Consider the following 19433-nt stretch of genomic DNA (forward strand, 5'->3'; position numbering starts at 1 on the left):
GAGCCTCCTGGCTGCCGGTATCTGGCGCGGGAACACCGAAGGACACTCGGTCAGAGCTGCTCGACGGTGATGCTCTCGATCACGACGTCGTCGAGGGGCTTGTCCCTCATGTCGGTGGCGATCGAGTTGAGCTTGTCGACCACCGCGCGTGAGTCCTCGTCGGTGACATCGCCGAAGATGGTGTGCTTGCCCTGCAGCCAGGTGGTGGGCACCGACGTGATGAAGAACTGCGACCCGTTGGTCCCGCGTCCGCCCTGCAGCCCCGCATTGGCCATCGCGAGCTTGTACGGCTCCCCGAACGTCAGGTCGGGATTGATCTCGTCGTCGAACTGGTAGCCGGGGCCGCCCACTCCCTGTCCCAGGGGGTCGCCTCCCTGGATCATGAAGTCCTTGATGATGCGGTGGAAGATGGTCCCGTTGTAGAGCGGGGCGTTGCTCTTCTCGCCGGTCTTCGGGTGGGTCCAGGTGATCTCGCCGGTGGCGAGCCCGGTGAAGTTCTTGACGGTCTTCGGTGCGTGGTTGCCGAAGAGATTCACGAGGATCTCGCCCTGGTTCGTCCGGATGGTCGCTTTTGCTGTTGGAATGGCAGTCATCCCTCCATTCTTTCACGGTGTCCCGGGGAAAAAGCTGGAGCGGTGCCATTCCGCGCACAGTGAAATCGCACAGTGAAATCACGGTGAAATGCCGGAACCCGACGGATATTCGCTCGGCGTCGGATAGCACGCCCTGCCCATGCAACGTAGGCTGATGTCAACGAGTAGGCACCCTTTTGGAGGTTTTTGTGAAGAAGAACGATCGTGTTGCCCATGAGCTCGAAGACGTCGTCGCCGGAGTGACCGCCGTCCGTGAATGGGCGGCACCCCGCGTGGATGCAGCCTACGGCTGGGCGAAGCCCCGTCTGGAGAAGGGCCTCGAGACCGCCGGCCCCGCGCTCCAGGACACCTACCGGCGTGCGGCCGACGGCATCTCCGGAGGAATCTCCACCGTGACGCCCAAGATCCAGGACGGGATCGACAAGGTGGGCCCGAGGCTCTCCCAGCTGATCGACGACACCACCCCCAGGCTCCAGGGCACCCTGGACAAGGCCGGGCCCGCCATCACGACGGCGAAGGGCAAGGTGGTGGACGAGTACCTCCCCGCGCTGTCCACCAGGCTCGGAGAAGCCGCCGACACGGCATCGCGCTCCCTCGCCGGGGCCACGGTGCCTCCCGCCGTGGAGAAGACCGTGACGAAGGTGACCGGCAACAAGAAAAGCGTGAAGAACGCGCAGAAGCGCCTCGCCGCCGCAGCCAAGCAGACGTCGAAGGACCTCAAGAAGAACCAGGCGCGCAAGTCCGGCAAGGGCTGGCTGGTCCTCGGTATCGTCATGGCGGCCCTCGTCGCCGGCGTCGCCGCCTGGCGGGCGTCCAAGCCGGTCGAGGACCCCTGGAAGACGCCGGCGCCGATCAAGGCGACCCCCGCTCCGGTGTCCAGTGCCAAGTCCGAGGAGGCGAAGGAGGTCATCGCCACCATCAAGGAAGCCGCTGATCGCGCGGCGGCCGCCGAAGGACAGACCGAGGACACCAAGACCCAGGCGGACGTGCCGGCTCCGGTCACCGCGACCAAGAACGCACCGGAGACCACCAAGAACACCGGCACGGACGAGCACCGCGCCTGATCCGGTAGTCGCCGCACCATCGACGACGGAACGACCCCCGGGATTCCCGGGGGTCCTTCGTTGTCCGGGCGGCGCTCCCGGCCCGCGAGGGCGCGAGCCTACTCTCCGCCGAGAGCCGGCGGCGGGGTGGGATGGTCGGTTCCCAGCGGTCGACGTCGGCCCCTGGCCCGTTGCTGACCGCGCACCACCACCGCCAGGCCGGCGAGGATCAGCAGGAGCCCCCCGTACGTGCCGATGGGCAACTTCTCGTCCAGGAAGATCGCCGCGAGGAGGGCCGCGCCCGGGATCTCCAGCAGGATGATCATCGAGACGACGAGCGGGCTCATCACGGCGAGCAGATGATTGAACACCGAGTGGCCCATGAGCTGCGCCAGGACCGTGACCGCGAGGATCCCTGCCCAGGCGGCCGGGCTGAAACCCACGAGTGCCTGCCCCGTCAGGAGGCACAGGACCGCGAGGATCGCCGCGCAGGCGCCGTAGCACAGGGTGGTGTAGGTCCCGGTGGACATGGTCCTCCTCGCCGCGGCGCCGGCCATCTGGTAGATCGCCGCCATGGCTCCTCCCGCCAGGGCCAGGACGTCGCCGAGCAGCGCTTCGCGGGAGAGCGAGAGATCGAACCCGGTGATGATGACGACGCCGAGCAGCGCCACTCCGAGACCCGCCACCACGACACCCTGCGGCCGGCGGCCCAGGAGGGAGTCGAAGAGGGCGATCCAGGCCACCTGCAGACACACCAGCGCCGTCGCCGCGGCGACCGAGGTGAGCTTGAGCGCGGAGACGAAGCAGACGAAGTGGAGGGCCAGTGCCACGGCCGCGATGGTGAGCCGCTTGTAGTCGGCCGCGGTCAGCGCGGCGAACTCCGCGCGCTTCGTCACCGCCGTGGGTACCGCCATCAGGCCGGCGCCGAGCAGATTCCGCCAGAAGGCGATCGCCAGGACCGGTGCGGCGGTGGCGGCCATGATGGGACCAGATGCCGAGACTCCGATGACGCCGAGGATCGACAGGAAGATGATCACCGGGCCACCCTAGTGCACTTCATCTCCCCCAGGACCCCCTTAACGCGGCTAGGTCCCGACCTCCCGGCCGGGACCTACCCTTCGGTGGAGGCACGGGGACTCGAACCCCGAACCCCCTGCTTGCAAAGCAGGTGCGCTACCAATTGCGCCATGCCCCCGAGATACATCCACCCACACGCGTGGATCATCCGTACTACGCGACAGGATCCGTCGCGTTGCTCCAGATCTTCTTCTCCTTCACCGAACCCTGCCACCGCGTGTAGACGAGGACACCTGCTGCGGCCGCTGCTGCGACGAGCAACTTCTTCACAACTGTCTCCTCACGCATACCTGCGAGTGGCGGATCCGTGGGCGTACCAGGACTTGAACCTGGGACCTCTTCGTTATCAGCGAAGCGCTCTAACCGCCTGAGCTATACGCCCCCATACCGCTACGGGCCAAGAATTGACCTTACCGTAGTGATTCTCGATTTCTCAAATCAGGCCACGGGCGGGTCAGCCCTAGTCGTCGGTGAGCGTGACGCCGATACCGCCCACGAGGCTCGACGCGATGTTGTACAGCACGGCCGAGAGCATGGCCAGCGCCGTCAGCAGCACCACGTTCACCACCGCAATGATGGTGGCGAACGAGAGGACCTGGGCCAGGGATGCGAACTCCCGGAGATCGAACCCGCCGCTCTCGGAGCCTGCGATCTCGCTCAGGAGCTCGTTCACCCCGTCGAAGATCCCCGTCAGGTCCAGCACGGTCCAGATCACGAACGAGGCGACCACCGTGACGATGCCCAGGGCCACCGAGAGCAGGAACGACATCTTCAGGACCGACCACGGATCCACCTTGCTCACGAGCAGGCGCGCCTTCCGCGCCTTCGCCTTCGGAGCCGGCTTCACCAGCCCGGGCTTGCCCTGGTTCCCCGTGGACGCCGGCCGCTGGGCCGGACGTGGCGGGTTCACTCGCGACGTCGATCCAGGTGTCTTGACCTGGCCGCTTGACGATCGCGGATTGGTGCTGCCCGAGCTCACTCGCTACCTCCGTGTTCCGGCGACCCGGCATCTGACTCAGCCACGTCCTCTGTCGACAACGGTACTTCATCCCCCGGGAACTCCTCGGAATCAGCGTCCGGTCCCACCGTCCCGATGACGTCGACGTCCGGGCTGGCCTGCGCCGGATCGTCGATCAGGCCCTCCTCGACGGCCACGCTGCGTTCGCTGTTGCGGGCCACGGCGATGATGCGGTCGGCCTTGTCCGGCTTGGCGAAGATGACGCCCATGGTGTCGCGTCCCTTGGCGGGAACACCGGCCACTGCGGATCGGACCACCTTGCCCCCGCCCATCACCACGAGCACCTCGTCCTCCTCCTGGACCACGAGTGCTCCCACCAGGTCCCCCCGCTCCTCGGCGAGTTTGGCCACCTTGATACCGAGGCCCCCGCGGCCCTGCACCCGGTAGTCGTCCACCCTGGTCCGCTTCGCGAAACCACCCTCGGTGACGATGAAGACGAACGAGTTGTCGGTGACCACCTTCGCGGCGAGCAGTTCGTCGTCGTTGCGGAACTTCATGCCGGTCACACCCGACGTCGCGCGCCCCATGGGACGCAGCGCATCGTCGTCGGCCGTGAAGCGGATCGACTGGCCCTTCCGCGAGACGAGCATGATGTCGTCCGCGCCGGAGACCAGCTGCGCGGAGACGAGTTCGTCGTTGTCGCGCAGGTTGATCGCGATCACGCCGGCCGTCCGGTTGGTGTCGTAGTCCTCGAGGCGGGTCTTCTTGACCAGTCCCCGCCGGGTCGCCAGGACCAGGTACGGCGACTGCTGGTAGTCGCGCAGGTCCAGGACCTGCGCGATGGTCTCGTCGGGCTGGAAGGCGAGCAGATTGGCCACGTGCTGCCCCTTCGCGTCGCGGGCGGCCTCCACCAGTTCGTAGGCCTTGGCCCGGTAGACCCGACCGAGATTCGTGAAGAACAGCAGCCAGTGGTGCGTGGTGGTGACGAAGAAGTGCTCGACGACGTCGTCGCCCCGCAGTTGCGCCCCCTTGATGCCCTTCCCGCCACGCGCCTGCTGGCGGTAGTTGTCGCTGCGCGTGCGCTTGACGTAGCCGCCGCGGGTGATCGTGACGACCATCTCCTCCTCCGGGATCAGGTCCTCCATGCTCATGTCACCGTCGTAGCCCTGGAGGATCTCCGTCCGTCGGTCGTCGCCGAACTTGGCGACGATCTCGGCGAGCTCCGTGCTGACGATGCCGCGCTGGACGTCCTCGGAGGCGAGGATGCGGTGGAACTCGACGATCATCGACTCCAGCTCGGCGTGACGGTCCTGGATCTTCTGCCGCTCGAGCGCAGCCAGTCGACGCAGCTGCATGTTGAGGATGGCCGTGGCCTGGAGCTCGTCGATGGACAGCAGGGTGATCAGCCCGTCGCGCGCCTCCTCGGTGGTGGAGGACGCGCGGATCAGGGCGATGACCTCGTCGAGGGCGTCGAGTGCCTTGAGCAGGCCACGGAGGATGTGGGCCTCCTCCTCGGCCTTGCGCAGCCTGTAGCGCGTGCGCCGCACGATGACCTCGAGCTGGTGGGTCACCCAGTGGCGGATGAACGCGTCCAGGCTGAGCGTGCGGGGCACGTCGTCCACGATGGCGAGCATGTTGGCGCTGAAGTTGTCCTGCAGCTGCGTGTGCTTGTAGAGGTTGTTCAGGACCACCTTGGCGATGGCGTCGCGCTTGAGCACGATCACCAGGCGCTGGCCGGTCCTGCCCGAGGTCTCGTCCCGCAGATCCGCGATCCCGCTGATCCGGCCGTCCTTGACCAGCTCGGCGATCTTGATCGCGAGGTTGTCGGGGTTGGCCTGGTAGGGGAGCTCGGTCACCACGAGGCACGTGCGGTTCTGGATCTCCTCGACGTTGACCACGGCCCGCATGGTGATGGACCCGCGTCCGGTCCGGTACGCGTCCTCGATGCCCCGGTGGCCGAGGATCTGCGCGCCGGTGGGGAAGTCGGGTCCCTTGATCCGCTGGATCAGTGCCTCGAGCAGTTCCTCCCGGGAGGCGCTGGGGTTCTCGAGGTACCACTGGACACCCTCGGCGACCTCCCGCAGGTTGTGCGGGGGGATGTTCGTGGCCATGCCCACGGCGATGCCGGAGGATCCGTTGGCGAGCAGGTTCGGGAAGCGCGACGGCAGGATCGTCGGTTCCTGGTTCTTCCCGTCGTAGTTGTCCTGGAAGTCGACGGTCTCCTCGTCGATGTCCCGCACCATCTCCATGGCGAGGGGTGCCATCTTCGTCTCCGTGTAGCGCGGTGCGGCCGCCCCGTCGTTGCCCGGTGAACCGAAGTTGCCCTGCCCGAGGGCCAGCGGATAGCGCATGGTCCAGTCCTGGATGAGCCGGACCAGCGCATCGTAGATCGCGGAATCCCCGTGCGGGTGGTACTGGCCCATGACCTCGCCCACCACGCGGGCACACTTGTTGAACGACCGGTCGGGCCGGTACCCGCCATCGAACATGGCATACAGGACGCGGCGGTGCACGGGCTTGAGACCGTCGCGGACGTCCGGCAGCGCACGTCCCACGATGACCGCCATCGCGTAGTCCAGGTAGGACCGCTGCATCTCGGTCTGCAGGTCCACCTGCTCGACACGGTCGGTCAGGACCTCGCCCTCGATGGGCTCGTCCGGGCCGTTGCCGATGGTCTCGTCAGTCATGAATCAGTTCCGTTCGTGAAGAAGGTCTCCGCCGCAGAGTGGACGCGGCCGGCTGCCTGTGCCCGGCGTCTTGTGTAGGCGCTTTGATATTCGCGAGGAACGAGCGAATTTCGTCGCGCCGGCAAGATCCCGGGTACCGGCACTCAAATGTCGAGGAAACGCACGTCCTTGGCGTTCTGCTGGATGAAGTTGCGGCGGGACTCGACGTCCTCGCCCATCAGCACCGAGAACACCTGGTCCGCCGCAGCGGCGTCGTCCATGGTCACCTGGAGCAGCGTGCGATGATCCGGGTCCATGGTGGTCTCCCACAGCTCCGTGTAGTCCATCTCGCCCAGGCCCTTGTACCGCTGGATGCCGTTCTCCTTCGGCAACCGCTGGTTCCTGGCGAGACCCATCTTGATGACCTCGTCCCGCTCCCGGTCACTGAAGACGTAGTCGTGCTTCGCGTTGGACCACTTGATCCGGTACAGCGGGGGCTGGGCCAGATAGACGAACCCGTTCTCGATCAGCGGGCGCATGTAGCGGAACAGGAGGGTCAGCAGCAGGGTGGTGATGTGCTGGCCGTCGACGTCCGCGTCCGCCATCAGGACGATCTTGTGGTACCTGGCCTTCTCGACGTCGAAGTCCTCGCCGATACCGGCACCGAATGCCGTGATCATCGCCTGGACCTCGGCATTGCCGAGCGCACGATCCAGCCTGGCCCGTTCCACGTTGAGGATCTTCCCGCGCAGCGGCAGGATGGCCTGCGTCTCCGGATTGCGCCCGCGGACCGCGGAGCCGCCGGCCGAGTCGCCCTCGACGATGTAGATCTCGGAGCGCGCCGGGTCCTTGGACTGGCAGTCCTTCAGCTTGCCCGGCATCCCCCCGGATTCGAGCAGGCCCTTGCGGCGCGTGGACTCCCGCGCCTTGCGCGCGGCCAGACGTGCCTGGGAGGCCTGGATGGATTTCCGGATGATGTCCCTGGCCGGACCGGGATTGCGTTCCAGCCAGTCACCGAGCCGGTCCGTCACCACGCGCTGCACGAAGCCCTTGACCTCGGAATTACCGAGCTTGGTCTTCGTCTGGCCCTCGAACTGCGGCTCGGAGTGCTTCACCGAGATGACCGCCGTCAGGCCCTCGCGGATGTCGTCGCCCGTGAGGTTGTCGTCCTTCTCCTTGATGATGTTCTTCTCGCGCGCATACCTGTTGATCAGGGTGGTCATGGCCGCACGAAAGCCCTCCTCGTGCGTTCCACCCTCGTGCGTGTTGATCATGTTCGCGTAGGTGTGGACACTCTCGGAATAGGCGGTGGTCCACTGCAGGGCGATCTCCACCGACATGGTGCGGTCGGGCGTCTCGGTCTCGAAGACGATGACATCCGGGTGCACCACCTCCACGCGCTTCGACGAGTTCAGGTGATGGACGTAGTCCACCAGCCCGTTCTCGTAGAGGTACTCCACCTCGCGGTGCTTCGGCGTCGGATCGTCACCGGTCTCGTCGGCCACCTCGTCCTCGACCTCGTCGACGTGCTCGTCGATGAAGGTGATCCGTAGACCCTTGTTCAGGAAGGCGGTCTGCTGGAAGCGGGCGCGGAGTGTCTCGAAATCGAACTCCGTGCTCTCGAAGATCGTGTCGTCGGGGTAGAACGTCTGCGTCGTCCCCGTCTCCGAGGTCTCCTCGCCCTTCCTGAGCTCACCGAAGGGCTTACCGCCGTCGGAAAAGGACTGGCGCCACACGTGGCCCTGCCGCCGGACCTCCGTCTCGACGCGCTTCGACAGCGCATTGACCACCGAGATACCCACACCGTGCAGTCCGCCCGAGACGGCGTACCCGCCGCCGCCGAACTTCCCACCGGCGTGGAGGATGGTCATGACCACCTCCACCGTGGGTCGACCCTCCGTGGGATGCATGTCCACCGGTATCCCACGCCCGTTGTCGATGACCTGGACGCCACCGTCGGCGCGCAGGGTGATCTGGATGTGGTCGCAGTGACCGGCGAGGGCCTCGTCGACCGAGTTGTCGACCACCTCGTAGACGAGGTGGTGGAGACCGCGCGGTCCCGTGGATCCGATGTACATGCTGGGACGCTTGCGAACCGCCTCCAGACCCTCCAGCACGGTGATCTCACTGGCACCGTAGGCATGCTCGGTCGTGGCCTCCAGGATGGGGGACTCGTCCTCGCCGATCAGTACATCGCTTGCGTTCAACTCGTTCTCGTGTGGCACGGGCGTAGTCGGCTCCTCAACTGGGTAAAGCAGAAATAAGCTCGTCCCATTCTACCCTGCGGAGGGCTACAATCGCGCACGAACAAGCCCTCACTGGGCAGTAAAGCCGGTTCAGAGTCCTCATCAGGCCCGTCCATGAGGCCGGATACGACGGCGGCATCCCCACGAGCGCTGCGGGCCGCCCGTGGATCGCGGGGACCAGACGCCCCCGCTCACCCGTAGGTGTCCCGAGGGCCCCTCCCGCGAACGGATCGGCCACCCTTGCGCCAGCTCGGGCCCGCGGGTCCGATCACCGACAGCTTCTTCACCACTCCCGCTCCCAGCTCGGTCTCGAAACGCTGGAGCACCTGGGGCGTGATGAGCCGTACCTGGGTGGCCCATGCCGTCGAATCGCATCGCACCAGGACGGTGTCCGCGTCGAAACTCTCGGGCACGCAGTGGGCTGCGATCTCGCGACCCACGATCTCGTGCCACCGACCCAGGACCGCGCCGATCGCCACCGGGGACTTCCATCCGCGTTCTGCGAGCATGCGGGAGAAGACATCCCCCACACCCTCGGGGTCGCGCCCACCATATGTCGAGGCTGGTATATACCCGCGCCGGGATGTCTCTCCCCGGGCCCGGGTCCCCGTGTCTCGCGGCGTCCCCCTGGCGCGAGAGGCATCCCGCAACCTGTTCAGCAGGGCTTGGGGGGCGTCCTGCTCGCCACGATCCGGCGGATCCACGTCCGGAGGGTTGTCAGTCATCCGTACCCGCCCCATCGGGAAGCGCCGACACCCCGCCACCCCCGGTGGCATCCACAGGGTCGATGCCACCGGGAACGACCCTGATCCGACGTCCCGTGAGAGTCTCCGGGATGTCGTCCACCACGGCCGCGGTGATGAGTACCTGCTCCGCAGAGCCGATGATCGCTGCCAGGCGTGAACGTCGCTGCACATCCAGCTCGGCGAACACGTCGTCGAGGATGAGGACGGGTTCCGCTCCAGGAGTCCGCCCGTCCTCCAGCAGGAGATAGTACGACGCCAACCGGAGGGCGATCGCCATCGACCAGGTCTCCCCGTGGGAGGCATAGCCCTTCACCGGTGCGCCCCCCAGTGTCAGTCCGAGCTCATCGCGGTGCGGACCCACGAGGGAGATCCCCCGGTCCAGTTCCTTCCCCCGGTGGCGGATCAGGTCAGCGGCGAACAGCTCCCTGAGCTCGGAATCCGGCAGGTGTGCCAGGCCCTCGTCGCGCACGGGGGCGGCGATTCCGGGGTCGTCGTCCGGCACGAGCAGCTCACCGGACGGGGAGACACTCGAGGAGTAGTGGATGTCCACGCCCTTGGACCCGTCCGTCAGCTGCCCGTACGCACGTACCACCAGCGGGCGGAGCTGCTCCACCAGGCGAAGGCGTGCAGACAGGAGAAGTACCCCGGCCTCCACGAGGTGCTGGTCCCAGACGTCGAGGGTCGCCTCGTGCGTGGTGGAGAACCGGCCGGCCGCCCGTGCGGACTTCAGCAGTGCATTTCGTTGTTTCAGCACACGGTCGTAGTCCGCACGGAGCGACGCCTGATGAGGGAGCAGCGCGACCAGGACCTCGTCGAGATAGCGGCGACGGACGGATGGATCGGCCTTGACGAGCGAGAGGTCCTCGGGGGCGAACACGACGGAGCGGAGGATTCCCGCGGCGTTCCTCGCCCGTACCGGATTCGCCCGGTTGATCCGTGCCCTGTTCGCGGCCTCGACGTTGATCTCCACCTCGACGCTGGTCCGCTGCGTCCCGCGAACCAGCTTGCCGCGGATGATCGCGCGCTCGTGCCCGAAGGTCACCAACGGCCGATCCGTCGCCGTGCGATGCGAACTCAGGGTGGCCAGATACCCGATGGCCTCCACGATGTTGGTCTTCCCCACGCCGTTCGCACCGACGAAGACCGTGATCCCCGGCCCGATCGGGACATCGAGCTGTTCATAGCTCCGGAACCCGGTGAGCGAGAGGTGCTCGACGTACACCGGTCAGCCCTTACCCAGGGAGCTGCCGTGAGGGCTTGACCGCGTGCCCTCCGAACTGCTGGCGAAGCGCGGCCACCATCTTCATCGCCGGGGCGTCCTCCTGCCGCGAGGAGAACCGGGCGAACAGGGCCGCGGTGATGGCGGGTGCGGGTACGCCGTTCGCGATGGCCTCCTCGACGGTCCAGCGGCCTTCGCCGGAATCCTCCACGTACCCTGCGATCCGGGAGAGCTCCGGATCCTCCTCGAGAGCCTTCACGAGGAGATCCAGCAGCCAGGACCGCACCACGGTCCCCTTCTGCCAGGCCGCGAACGTCCCGTGGACGTCCTTGACGATGCCCTTCGCCTCCAGCAGTTCATACCCCTCGGCGTACGACTGCATGAGGCCGTACTCGATGCCGTTGTGCACCATCTTCGCGTAATGGCCGGCGCCGGTGTCCCCCACGTGGACGAAACTCTCCGCACGCCCACCCTCCGGACGCAGCGCATCGAAGATCGGCATGGCCAGCTCGATGTCCTCCGTGCTGCCGCCGGCCATCAGACCGTACCCGTTCTCCAGACCCCAGACGCCGCCCGAGACACCGCAGTCCACGAACCTGATGCCCTGCTGGGCCAGCAGCGTTGCGTGGATCTGGTCGTCGGTGAATTTGGAGTTCCCGCCGTCGATGACCAGGTCGCCCTCCGAGAGGGCACCCGACAGGTCGTGGATGACGCCGTCGGTGATCTGTCCTGCCGGCACCATCACCCAGATGATCCTCGGGGACGGCAGCGCGGCCACGAGATCGTCCAGGGTGGCGACGTCGGTCAGCTCGGGATCACGATCGAACCCCGTGACCTCGATGCCCTGCTCACGCAGGCGGCCCCTCATGTTGAAGCCCATTTTCCCGAGTCCGATGAGGCCGATGTGCATGAGTTTCTCCTTCTGGGTACGACTGGTGGCGCTGTCTGTCGGTCCGACTACTGGTTCGGCAGCCGCACGGGCATCAGGAGGTACCTGTAGTCCTCGCGATCACTGCCGGTCGCTTCCTCCTGCGCGGAGATCACGGCGGGTTTCGGCGGCGAGGTGAAGGAGAACCGGACGTACGGACTGCTGAAGGCGCCCAGACCCTCACTGAGGTACTGGGGGTTGAACGCGACGGTGATGTCGTCCCCTTCGAGGGTGGCCTCGATGACCTCCGACGCCTGGGCATCCTCACCGGTCCCGGCGTCGAGCGTCACCTGTCCCTCCGTGAAGGCGAGCCGGACCGGGGTGTTGCGCTCCGCGACGAGTGATACGCGGCGTACCGCTTCCACCAGGACGGAGGTCTGGACCATCGCGTGGATGGGCGTCGTCTCTGGGAACAGCGAGCGGATCTTCGGGTAGTCCCCGTCCACGAGCAGTGACGTGGTCCGGCGACCTCCGGATTCGAATCCGATGAGCTCCGAATCATCGGAGAAGGCGATGTTGAGGTCCCCTGCTCCGCCGAGGGTCTTCGCCACCTCACTGAGGGTTTTCGCCTTCACCAGGGCTGTGGTGGAGATACCGGGGGAGGTCGGCTTCCAGGACACTTCGCGCAGTGCCAGGCGGTACCGATCAGTGGCCAGGAGGGTGATGAGGTCTTCCTCGATCTCCAGGCGGACGCCGGTCAGGATCGGCAGGGTGTCGTCTCGGCTCGCGGCGATGATCACCTGGGACACGGCCTGGGCGAAGGCTTCACCGTCCACCACGCCGCTGACCTCGGGCAGACGAGGCAGCTCCGGGTACTCGGCCTCGGGCATGGTGGCCAGGTTGAACCGGCTGCTGCGGCACGTGAGGGTGACTTTCGAGCCGTCGGTCATGACTTCCACCGGCGCGGAAGGAAGGCTCCGGCAGATATCGGCCAGCAGACGCCCCGACACCAGGACGGTCCCTTCCTCCAGGACATCCGCGGCGATTTCGAGACGGGCCGAGATCTCGTAGTCGAAGCTGGCGAGGCTGAGGCTTCCTCCCTCGGCCTTGATGAGCAGACCGGCGAGGACGGGCACCGGTGGTCTCGGTGAGAGGGAACGAGCGGTCCAGGACACAGCCTCTGCCAATACGTCCCGCTCAACTCTGAACTTCACGGAGCAGTGCCACCTTTCGTCGGATCGAGGACCGCCGCGGAGGAATCAGCGGGAAGCCTACTGCGTGCGGATGGACCCCCGACGCAACGAAGTACAACCCTACTGCGTACGGACGGCGGCGGATAGCAGGGCGCCGAGGCGGAACGGGACCGGGTCTCGGGCTTGATCGTGTCGGGTCGGGGAAACGCGAAGTGTTATCTGAAGAACTTTTGAAGTTTAAGGTTCGTAGTGTTAATAACTGCTGTGGATTCTGTGGATAACGTGTTCTCGTGGCGCGCCGGCGCGCATTTTGCTTGTGGATAAGCTGTGAAGTGATGCGGCGTCGCGCAGCGGTGTCATGTGGACGACGTGCGGGGTTACGGCGGCGTCCACAGGATCGGGGGAGTTGTCCTCAGCCTGTACCCCTGTGCGCCGGCAGTTATCCACAGGGCGATCCACAGCTGTTAATTACGGTCAGCTGTCATCCCTCGCGTTGTTTGTGCTTGATCCGGTTCGTGAGCTCCGTGACCTGGTTGAAGATCGCCCGTCGCTCGGCCATGAGCTCCCGGATCTTGCGGTCGGCGTGGATCACCGTGGTGTGGTCACGTCCACCCAGCTCGAGGCCGATCTTGGGCAGTGACATGTCTGTCAGTTCGCGGCAGAGATACATCGCGATCTGCCGGGCCGTGACGAGAGTTCGCGTACGGGACTTGCTGCACAGTTCCTCGAGGCTGATCTGGAAGTAGTCGGCGGTCTGGGCCATGATCACGGTGGAGGTGATCTCCCTGGCACCGTCGTCGGAGATGAGGTCCTTGAGGACGATCTCCGCCAGATTCACGTCCACCTGCTGGCGGTTCAAACTGGCGAACGCGGTCACCCGGATCAGGGCGCCCTCGAGTTCGCGGATGTTGGTGGCGATCTTCGAGGCGATGTACTCCAGGACGTCGTCGGGTGCGCTCAGGCTGTCGCTGATCGCCTTCTTCCTGAGGATCGCGATGCGGGTCTCCAACTCCGGTGGCTGGATGTCGGTGAGCAGTCCCCATTCGAAGCGTGACCGCATGCGCTCCTCGAAGCCGATGAGCTGCTTCGGGGGCAGATCCGAGGTGATCACCACCTGCTTGCTGTGGTTGTGCAGCGCATTGAAGGTGTGGAAGAACTCCTCCATGGTCCGGTCCTTGCCGGAGAGGAACTGGATGTCATCGATCAGGAGGATGTCCACGTTCCGATAGGTCTGCTTGAAGCTCGAGCCCTCGTCGTCGCGGATCGAGTTGATGAAGTCGTTCGTGAACTCCTCGGAATTCACGTACCGCACGCGGATGCCCGTATAGAGGTGCCGCGCATAATGGCCGATCGCGTGCAGGAGGTGGGTCTTGCCGAGCCCGGAGTCCCCGTAGATGAACAGTGGGTTGTAGGCCTTGGCCGGCGCCTCGGCGACAGCGACGGCCGCCGCGTGTGCGAAGCGGTTGGAGGACCCGATGACGAACGTGTCGAAGATGTACTTGGGATTGAGGCGACCGAACTCGTGGGAGTTGCTCGGAGGAGTCGGGGACGGTTTCGGCTCCCCCTTGGGCTCCGGAGCAACTGCTTCGGGTGCTTCGTGCTCGACCTCCTCCTCCACGGGCGTCAGCTCGGGGTCGATCACGAACGCGCACTGCACCTCCTCGTGGAAGACCTCCCGCAGCGCTTCGTCGAGTGATCCCTTGAGCTGGGTCTGGAGGACCTCGCGCGTCAGCTCGTTCGGGACGGCGATCAGCATGGTGGTGCCGATGAGTCCCTGGGCCTGGGTGAGGACCATGAAACCGCGCTGGCGGGGTGTGATGCGATCGTCCTGTTCGAGGGTCCGGATGACCTTCCGCCAGGAGCTCCCGACGTCGTTGATCTCATCTGTTCCCACGGAAGACCCCTCTTGGCTGCGTTGCTCGCGCTCGAAAAGGTCCGTCATCCACAGACTTGTGCACAGGTCATGGGCGGACGGACCATGGCCAAGACTAGAGGATGGAAAGTGCAGAAGATAGCGGAGTTCTGCGCCTTGGAGCTCGTCGAAGGAGGGAGGCGGCCGACTCCGGGACAACAGCCGACCGACACCCGGCGTCCAGTTGTCCACAGGCTGTCGACAGGATCACCCACAGGCCCTGCCCGCCCGGTTTGACGCCTCGCAACCGCTTCCCCTAACGTTATGAAGTCCACCACGTCTGCATTCCGCGTGCCGTCACAGCTGTTCCGGAGTCCAAGAAACCCCGGAAGGTGACGGCAGTCCCGCGAATGTCGGACGACCACCCTCATCGCGTCAGTCTGTTCTCCCCTCTTGTTGCAATGGGCCGGGCGCATCTCAAGATCGTTCTGGAGTAACTACAGTGAGCAAGCGGACTTTTCAGCCGAATAACCGCCGTCGTGCCAAGAAGCACGGTTTCCGCCTTCGCATGCGTACCCGCGCAGGCCGCGCGATCCTGTCGGCGCGACGCGGCAAGGGTCGTACCGAACTCTCGGCATAGGCGGCTCCTGCCGGTGATGCATCCCTGGGATGACTGCACCGCTCCAGGACCCGACGCCCCGATAGCAGGAAGACCCCGACGATGCTCCCGGTGATGAACCGGGTACGAGCAGCCGGCGATTTCAGCCATACCGTACGTTCCGGCGCCCGCTCAGGGCGCCGGAACGTACTGCTATATGGCGTGGTGACCTCCAGCGACTCCCCGTCCCGGGTCGGTTTCATCGTGGGCAAGAACGTGGGGAACGCCGTGGCGCGCAACCTCGTTAAACGAAGGCTTCGTCATGCCGCACTGGAACACCTTCGTGCGCATCCCTACGGGTACGACCTCGTCGTCCGGGCACTACCGGCGGCCGGCGCGTCCGACTGGCAGTCGCTGCGACACGAGCTCGCGGGTTGTCTGAGCACTGTGGTCCGGAAGCTGGAGCGGGCGGATCGAGTCGAACGGGAAGGCAGAGTATCGTGAGGGACATCACCACCGGGGTGATCCGTCTTCTTGCCGGCGTTCCTCGCACGGCAGTGATCTGGGTGCTCATCGCCTACCGGAAAGTGGTCTCTCCGCTGTACGGACCGGTGTGCCGGTTCTATCCGAGTTGCTCGGCCTACTCACTGGAAGCGGTGACGGTCCACGGACTTCCTCGAGGTAGTTGGCTCACGATACGGCGGGTGGGGCGTTGCCATCCGTGGAACGACGGCGGCGTCGATCACGTCCCGCCGGGTGGCAGGATTTTTCCGGACAGGAAAGTGCCAGCAATAGTTGTGTTGAACCACCCGGTGATCCCGGACGATGACGAAAGCCGCCCCGCGGCCCGAGGAGCAGACTGACTATGAATTTCCTAGGGACTATTCTCTTCCCCTTCGAGTGGCTCGTCTCGTGGATCATGTTCCTGTTCCACGAGGCCTTCTCCTTCCTGGGCATGGATCCGGCGTCGGGGTGGACCTGGACGCTGTCCATCATCGGACTCGTGGTGATCATCCGGACGGCGCTGATCCCGGTGTTCGTCAAGCAGATCAAGGCACAGCGTGGAATGCAGGCGCTCCAGCCGGACCTGCGGAAGCTCCAGCAGAAGTACAAGGGCAAGACCGATCAGCTCTCGCGCCAGGCCATGACCCAGGAGCAGATGGCCCTGTACAAGAAGCACGGGACCAATCCGTTCGCGGCCTGCCTGCCGATCATCATCCAGATGCCGTTCTTCTTCTCCCTCTTCCGCGTGCTGAACGGGGTCTCCCGCGCCAGCGCCGAGGGGACGAGCATCGGTGCGCTCCAGCCCGACTCGGTCCGGCAGTTCGACGACGCGACCATTCTCGGCGCCCCGCTGTCCTCGACGTTCCTCGGGAGTTTCGGCGCGGACGGCAACATCAGCGTCATCATCCTCTCGGTGCTCATGATCATCGCGATGTCGGCATCGCAGTTCATCACGCAGAAGCAGATCATGGCGAAGAACATGTCCGAAGAGGCCATGCAGAGCCCGTTCATGCGTCAGCAGAAGATCATGCTGTACATCCTTCCCCTGGTCTTCGGCATCGGCGGCATCAACTTCCCGATCGGCGTGCTCGTCTACTGGACCACCACGAACGTCTGGACCATGGCGCAGCAGTTCTACGTGATCCGCCGGATGCCGACTCCCGGTTCGCCCGCAGCCAAGGCCCTCGCCGATCGGCGCGAGAAGAAGGGCCTGCCGATGGTCCCCCTGCTCGGTGAGCGGAAGTCCGAACCCGCGGTCGAGACGGTGCCCGAGCCCCGGACCCAGCGTGTGCAGCCCCAGCGCAAGAAGAGGAAGAAGCGATGACGGTGGAGAACGAAGATCACGCATCCGCCCCGCAGGATGCGCTCCCCGATGAGGGGATGTCCTCCGGGGAGGGCACGAGGGCGTCCCGTCTCGACGAGGAGGGGGACGTGGCGGCCGACTACCTCGAGGAACTGCTCGACATCGCGGACATCGACGGGGACATCGACATCGAGGTCCGCGAGGGCCGCTCCTACATCTCCATCGTCTCGGAGGACACCTCCGATACCGCCCTGTCCTCGCTGGTGGGCCCGGACGGGGAGGTCCTCGAGGCGCTGCAGGAACTGACGCGGTTGAGCGTACTCACCGCGACGGACGCACGGAGCCGACTGGTCCTCGACATCGACGGGTATCGCGATCGCCGTGAAGGTGAACTGACGAAGATCGCCCAGGACGCGGCCCAGAAGGCCAGGGAGTCGGGAGACGACGTCGCGCTCGCCCCGATGACAGCCTACGAGCGGAAGATCGTGCATGACGCGATCGCCGATCTGGGACTCTCGAGCGAGTCCGAGGGTGAGGGTCACGCCCGGCACATCGTCGTCTCCATGAGCGATGACTGAGGACATCCCCGGGTCCTCCCACGCGGATCCTGAGCCGACGACGGAGGAACAGGTTGCTGCGACCGCGATCTTCGGGGAGCGGATGGACCTGGCGCGGCGATTCGTGCACCACCTCTCGACGTCGGGCACTGAACGGGGCCTGCTCGGTCCCCGGGAAGTCCCCCGACTCTGGGGACGCCACGTCCTCAACTGCGCCGTGGTCGCCGAACTGATGGACCAGGATTCCACGGTGGTGGACGTGGGCAGTGGTGCGGGGCTCCCCGGGTGGTGATCGCCATCGCGCGACCTGATCTGCGGCTCCAGCTCGTCGAGCCGCTCGAGCGTCGAACCCTGTGGCTGAACGAGGTGGTCGAGGATCTCCGCCTCGACAACGTGGAGGTGCTCCGTGGCCGGGCCGAGCAGATGGTCGGGACGATCGTCGCTGACTACTCGACGGCTCGAGCCGTGTCCGCACTCTCCACGCTGGCGGGCTGGACGATGCCCCTGACCCGGGTCGGCGGAGAGGTGCTCGCGATCAAGGGGCGCAGCGCCGGCGAGGAGATCGCCAAGGCGAGGAAGACGATCCGGAGCCTCGGCGGGGGCCAGGTCGACATCGTGTCCGCCGGGGTGGACAGACTCTCCACGCCCACGACGGTGGTGCGCATCCCGGTGGTGTCGCGGTAGGCGCCGTCCGACGGGGTCGTCCTCGTCCTCCGGGGGTGCTCCTCCGGCTACCCTTGTAGATAACGATGTCTGGCCTGTGAGAGTTGGTTTGTGCGTGTCCATTGATGGCAGCCCCCTGCAGAACACCGATGCAACCGTCGTGTCCACCGACGCCGTCCCGGTGTCGGCAGGCACATCGGCAGGATCCGCGAAGAGCGTGATGGAGACCATGGACGACTCGTCGCCGCTCGGGCGGGAACTCGCACGCGAGGCGAAGCGGCGTGAGAAATTGGCCGGTAAGACGCTGCCCAGACCGTCGAGCACCCGCGTCATGACCGTCAGCAACCAGAAGGGGGGCGTGGGCAAGACGACGACGACCGTCAACATCGCGGCGGCACTCGCGACCGCCGGCCTCCAGGTGCTGGTGATCGACATCGACCCCCAGGGCAATGCCTCCACCGCCCTGAACATCGACCATCACGCAGAGATCGATTCGATCTACGACGTCCTGATCGACGACGTGCCCCTGAAGGACGTCGTGGCACCGTGCCCCGATGTACCGAACCTCATCTGTGCGCCCGCGACGATCCACCTGGCCGGTGCCGAGATCGAGCTCGTCTCCCTCGTGGCGCGTGAACAGCGGCTGCAGCGGGCCATCGACACCTACGCGAAGGACAGGGAAGCACTCGGCCAGCCCCGCCTCGACTTCGTCCTGGTCGACTGCCCACCGAGCCTGGGTCTGCTCACGGTCAATGCATTCGTGGCGGCCAGGGAGGTGCTGATCCCGATACAGTGCGAGTACTACGCGCTGGAAGGACTCAGCCAGTTGCTCAAGAACATCGAGATGATCCAGAAGCATCTCAACGCCGATCTGGTGGTCTCCACGATCCTGCTCACCATGTACGACGGGCGGACCAATCTGGCGGCACAGGTGGCGGCCGAGGTACGTGAGCACTTCCCAGACCAGGTGCTCAAGGCGGTCATCCCCCGATCGGTGAGGATCTCGGAAGCTCCGAGCTACCAGCAGACCGTGATGACCTACGACCCCTCGTCGAGCGGTGCGCTCTCCTACCAGGAGGCCGCGGCGGAGATCACCGCCCGCCCCTGAGCGACGCTCGTACCTGATCGCCGAGGTGGAACGAACTTTAGCGGGCTGACGCCCAGGATCCGGAAGGAACGACATGGTGGAGAAGCGGCGTGGTCTGGGTCGGGGTCTTGGAGCCCTCATTCCCAGTGCCCCACTGGAGGAGACGAAGGAGCAGATCGACGACACGACGCCGGGGGGCGATTCCGGTACCGACGACACCGAGACCGGTGCGCCTCGACCGCAGGGGGGCCGGCCCGTGG

Annotated in this window: 18 protein-coding genes, 2 tRNA genes and 1 pseudogene; 8 read left to right on the forward strand and 13 right to left on the reverse strand. The window is 65.7% G+C overall.

Annotation, left to right across the window (positions count from 1 at the left end; all coding sequences use genetic code 11):
• Window positions 1–50: 50 nt before the first annotated feature.
• On the reverse strand, window positions 51–593 hold the full coding sequence (locus Q0747_RS04370) for a peptidylprolyl isomerase (protein WP_298252026.1): 543 nt from the start codon (window positions 591–593) through the stop codon (window positions 51–53).
• 188 nt (window positions 594–781) lie between these two features.
• Here Q0747_RS04370 and Q0747_RS04375 point away from each other — a divergent pair, with 188 nt between their 5' ends.
• Window positions 782–1657, forward strand: coding sequence for a hypothetical protein (locus Q0747_RS04375; RefSeq protein ID WP_298252027.1), 876 nt, complete (start codon window positions 782–784; stop codon window positions 1655–1657).
• A 98-nt stretch (window positions 1658–1755) separates the two neighbouring features.
• Here the strand turns inward: Q0747_RS04375 and Q0747_RS04380 are convergent, their stop codons facing one another.
• The 12 genes from Q0747_RS04380 to dnaA form a co-directional block, all read right to left on the reverse strand.
• Window positions 1756–2673, reverse strand: coding sequence for a DMT family transporter (locus tag Q0747_RS04380; protein WP_298252028.1), 918 nt, complete (start codon window positions 2671–2673; stop codon window positions 1756–1758).
• A gap of 85 nt (window positions 2674–2758) precedes the next feature.
• Window positions 2759–2831 (reverse strand) — tRNA-Ala (locus tag Q0747_RS04385).
• 35 nt (window positions 2832–2866) lie between these two features.
• Window positions 2867–2983 (reverse strand): DLW-39 family protein, encoded by a 117-nt coding sequence (locus tag Q0747_RS04390; protein WP_298252029.1) that lies wholly within the window; start codon window positions 2981–2983, stop codon window positions 2867–2869.
• Window positions 2984–3021: 38 nt separating this feature from the next.
• A tRNA-Ile gene (locus Q0747_RS04395) sits at window positions 3022–3095 on the reverse strand.
• Between the two features lie 78 nt (window positions 3096–3173).
• The gene (locus Q0747_RS04400) at window positions 3174–3623 is read right to left on the reverse strand and encodes a DUF3566 domain-containing protein (protein ID WP_298252030.1); all 450 of its coding nucleotides are present in this window, start codon (window positions 3621–3623) and stop codon (window positions 3174–3176) included.
• Between the two features lie 65 nt (window positions 3624–3688).
• Complete coding sequence (gene gyrA, locus Q0747_RS04405; RefSeq protein WP_298252031.1) at window positions 3689–6358, reverse strand: DNA gyrase subunit A; 2670 nt, start codon at window positions 6356–6358, stop codon at window positions 3689–3691.
• Between the two features lie 143 nt (window positions 6359–6501).
• Complete coding sequence (gene gyrB / locus Q0747_RS04410) at window positions 6502–8502, reverse strand: DNA topoisomerase (ATP-hydrolyzing) subunit B (RefSeq protein ID WP_298252285.1); 2001 nt, start codon at window positions 8500–8502, stop codon at window positions 6502–6504.
• A gap of 272 nt (window positions 8503–8774) precedes the next feature.
• Window positions 8775–9359, reverse strand: coding sequence for a DUF721 domain-containing protein (locus Q0747_RS04415; RefSeq protein WP_367277670.1), 585 nt, complete (start codon window positions 9357–9359; stop codon window positions 8775–8777).
• Complete coding sequence (gene recF, locus Q0747_RS04420; protein WP_298252033.1) at window positions 9301–10551, reverse strand: DNA replication/repair protein RecF; 1251 nt, start codon at window positions 10549–10551, stop codon at window positions 9301–9303. The genes Q0747_RS04415 and recF overlap by 59 nt, the downstream gene beginning before the upstream one ends.
• Before the next feature lie 10 nt (window positions 10552–10561).
• Complete coding sequence (gene gnd / locus Q0747_RS04425) at window positions 10562–11458, reverse strand: phosphogluconate dehydrogenase (NAD(+)-dependent, decarboxylating) (protein ID WP_298252034.1); 897 nt, start codon at window positions 11456–11458, stop codon at window positions 10562–10564.
• Between the two features lie 47 nt (window positions 11459–11505).
• A complete protein-coding gene (dnaN, locus tag Q0747_RS04430; protein WP_298252035.1) occupies window positions 11506–12630 on the reverse strand; it encodes a DNA polymerase III subunit beta in 1125 nt (374 codons plus the stop codon).
• A gap of 460 nt (window positions 12631–13090) precedes the next feature.
• Entirely contained in the window at window positions 13091–14503 is a 1413-nt protein-coding gene (gene dnaA / locus Q0747_RS04435) for a chromosomal replication initiator protein DnaA (protein WP_298252036.1), read from the reverse strand.
• 460 nt (window positions 14504–14963) lie between these two features.
• Here dnaA and rpmH point away from each other — a divergent pair, with 460 nt between their 5' ends.
• The 7 genes and pseudogenes from rpmH to Q0747_RS04470 all read left to right on the forward strand — a co-directional run bounded on the left by rpmH (window position 14964) and on the right by Q0747_RS04470 (window position 19194).
• Entirely contained in the window at window positions 14964–15101 is a 138-nt protein-coding gene (gene rpmH / locus Q0747_RS04440; RefSeq protein ID WP_022892375.1) for a 50S ribosomal protein L34, read from the forward strand.
• 93 nt (window positions 15102–15194) lie between these two features.
• On the forward strand, window positions 15195–15563 hold the full coding sequence (rnpA, locus tag Q0747_RS04445; protein WP_298252287.1) for a ribonuclease P protein component: 369 nt from the start codon (window positions 15195–15197) through the stop codon (window positions 15561–15563).
• A 5-nt stretch (window positions 15564–15568) separates the two neighbouring features.
• Window positions 15569–15922: a membrane protein insertion efficiency factor YidD gene (gene yidD, locus Q0747_RS04450; RefSeq protein WP_298252289.1), complete on the forward strand. Its 354-nt coding sequence runs from the start codon at window positions 15569–15571 to the stop codon at window positions 15920–15922.
• 2 nt (window positions 15923–15924) lie between these two features.
• Window positions 15925–16887 (forward strand): membrane protein insertase YidC, encoded by a 963-nt coding sequence (gene yidC, locus Q0747_RS04455; protein WP_298252037.1) that lies wholly within the window; start codon window positions 15925–15927, stop codon window positions 16885–16887.
• Window positions 16884–17444 carry a R3H domain-containing nucleic acid-binding protein gene (locus tag Q0747_RS04460; protein ID WP_298252038.1) on the forward strand — a complete coding sequence of 187 codons (561 nt, stop codon included), beginning with the start codon at window positions 16884–16886 and terminating at the stop codon, window positions 17442–17444. The genes yidC and Q0747_RS04460 overlap by 4 nt, the downstream gene beginning before the upstream one ends.
• Before the next feature lie 82 nt (window positions 17445–17526).
• Window positions 17527–18107: pseudogene (gene rsmG, locus Q0747_RS04465) on the forward strand (16S rRNA (guanine(527)-N(7))-methyltransferase RsmG).
• Between the two features lie 94 nt (window positions 18108–18201).
• Window positions 18202–19194: a ParA family protein gene (locus Q0747_RS04470; RefSeq protein ID WP_367277662.1), complete on the forward strand. Its 993-nt coding sequence runs from the start codon at window positions 18202–18204 to the stop codon at window positions 19192–19194.
• The last annotated feature ends 239 nt before the right edge of the window (window positions 19195–19433 follow it).

This window comes from uncultured Arthrobacter sp., from assembly GCF_947493765.1.
Taxonomy (GTDB): domain Bacteria; phylum Actinomycetota; class Actinomycetes; order Actinomycetales; family Micrococcaceae; genus Arthrobacter_D.

Bases quoted from the DNA above. Each gene is read 5' to 3' on its own strand.
- Q0747_RS04370 (WP_298252026.1), bottom strand. From the start codon at position 593: ATGACTGCCATTCCAACAGCAAAAGCGACCATCCGGACGAACCAGGGC.
- Q0747_RS04415 (WP_367277670.1), bottom strand. From the start codon at position 9,359: ATGCCACCGGGGGTGGCGGGGTGTCGGCGCTTCCCGATGGGGCGGGTA.
- gyrA (WP_298252031.1), bottom strand. From the start codon at position 6,358: ATGACTGACGAGACCATCGGCAACGGCCCGGACGAGCCCATCGAGGGC.
- gnd (WP_298252034.1), bottom strand. From the start codon at position 11,458: ATGCACATCGGCCTCATCGGACTCGGGAAAATGGGCTTCAACATGAGG.
- yidC (WP_298252037.1), top strand. From the start codon at position 15,925: ATGAATTTCCTAGGGACTATTCTCTTCCCCTTCGAGTGGCTCGTCTCG.
- rnpA (WP_298252287.1), top strand. From the start codon at position 15,195: ATGAACCGGGTACGAGCAGCCGGCGATTTCAGCCATACCGTACGTTCC.
- Q0747_RS04460 (WP_298252038.1), top strand. From the start codon at position 16,884: ATGACGGTGGAGAACGAAGATCACGCATCCGCCCCGCAGGATGCGCTC.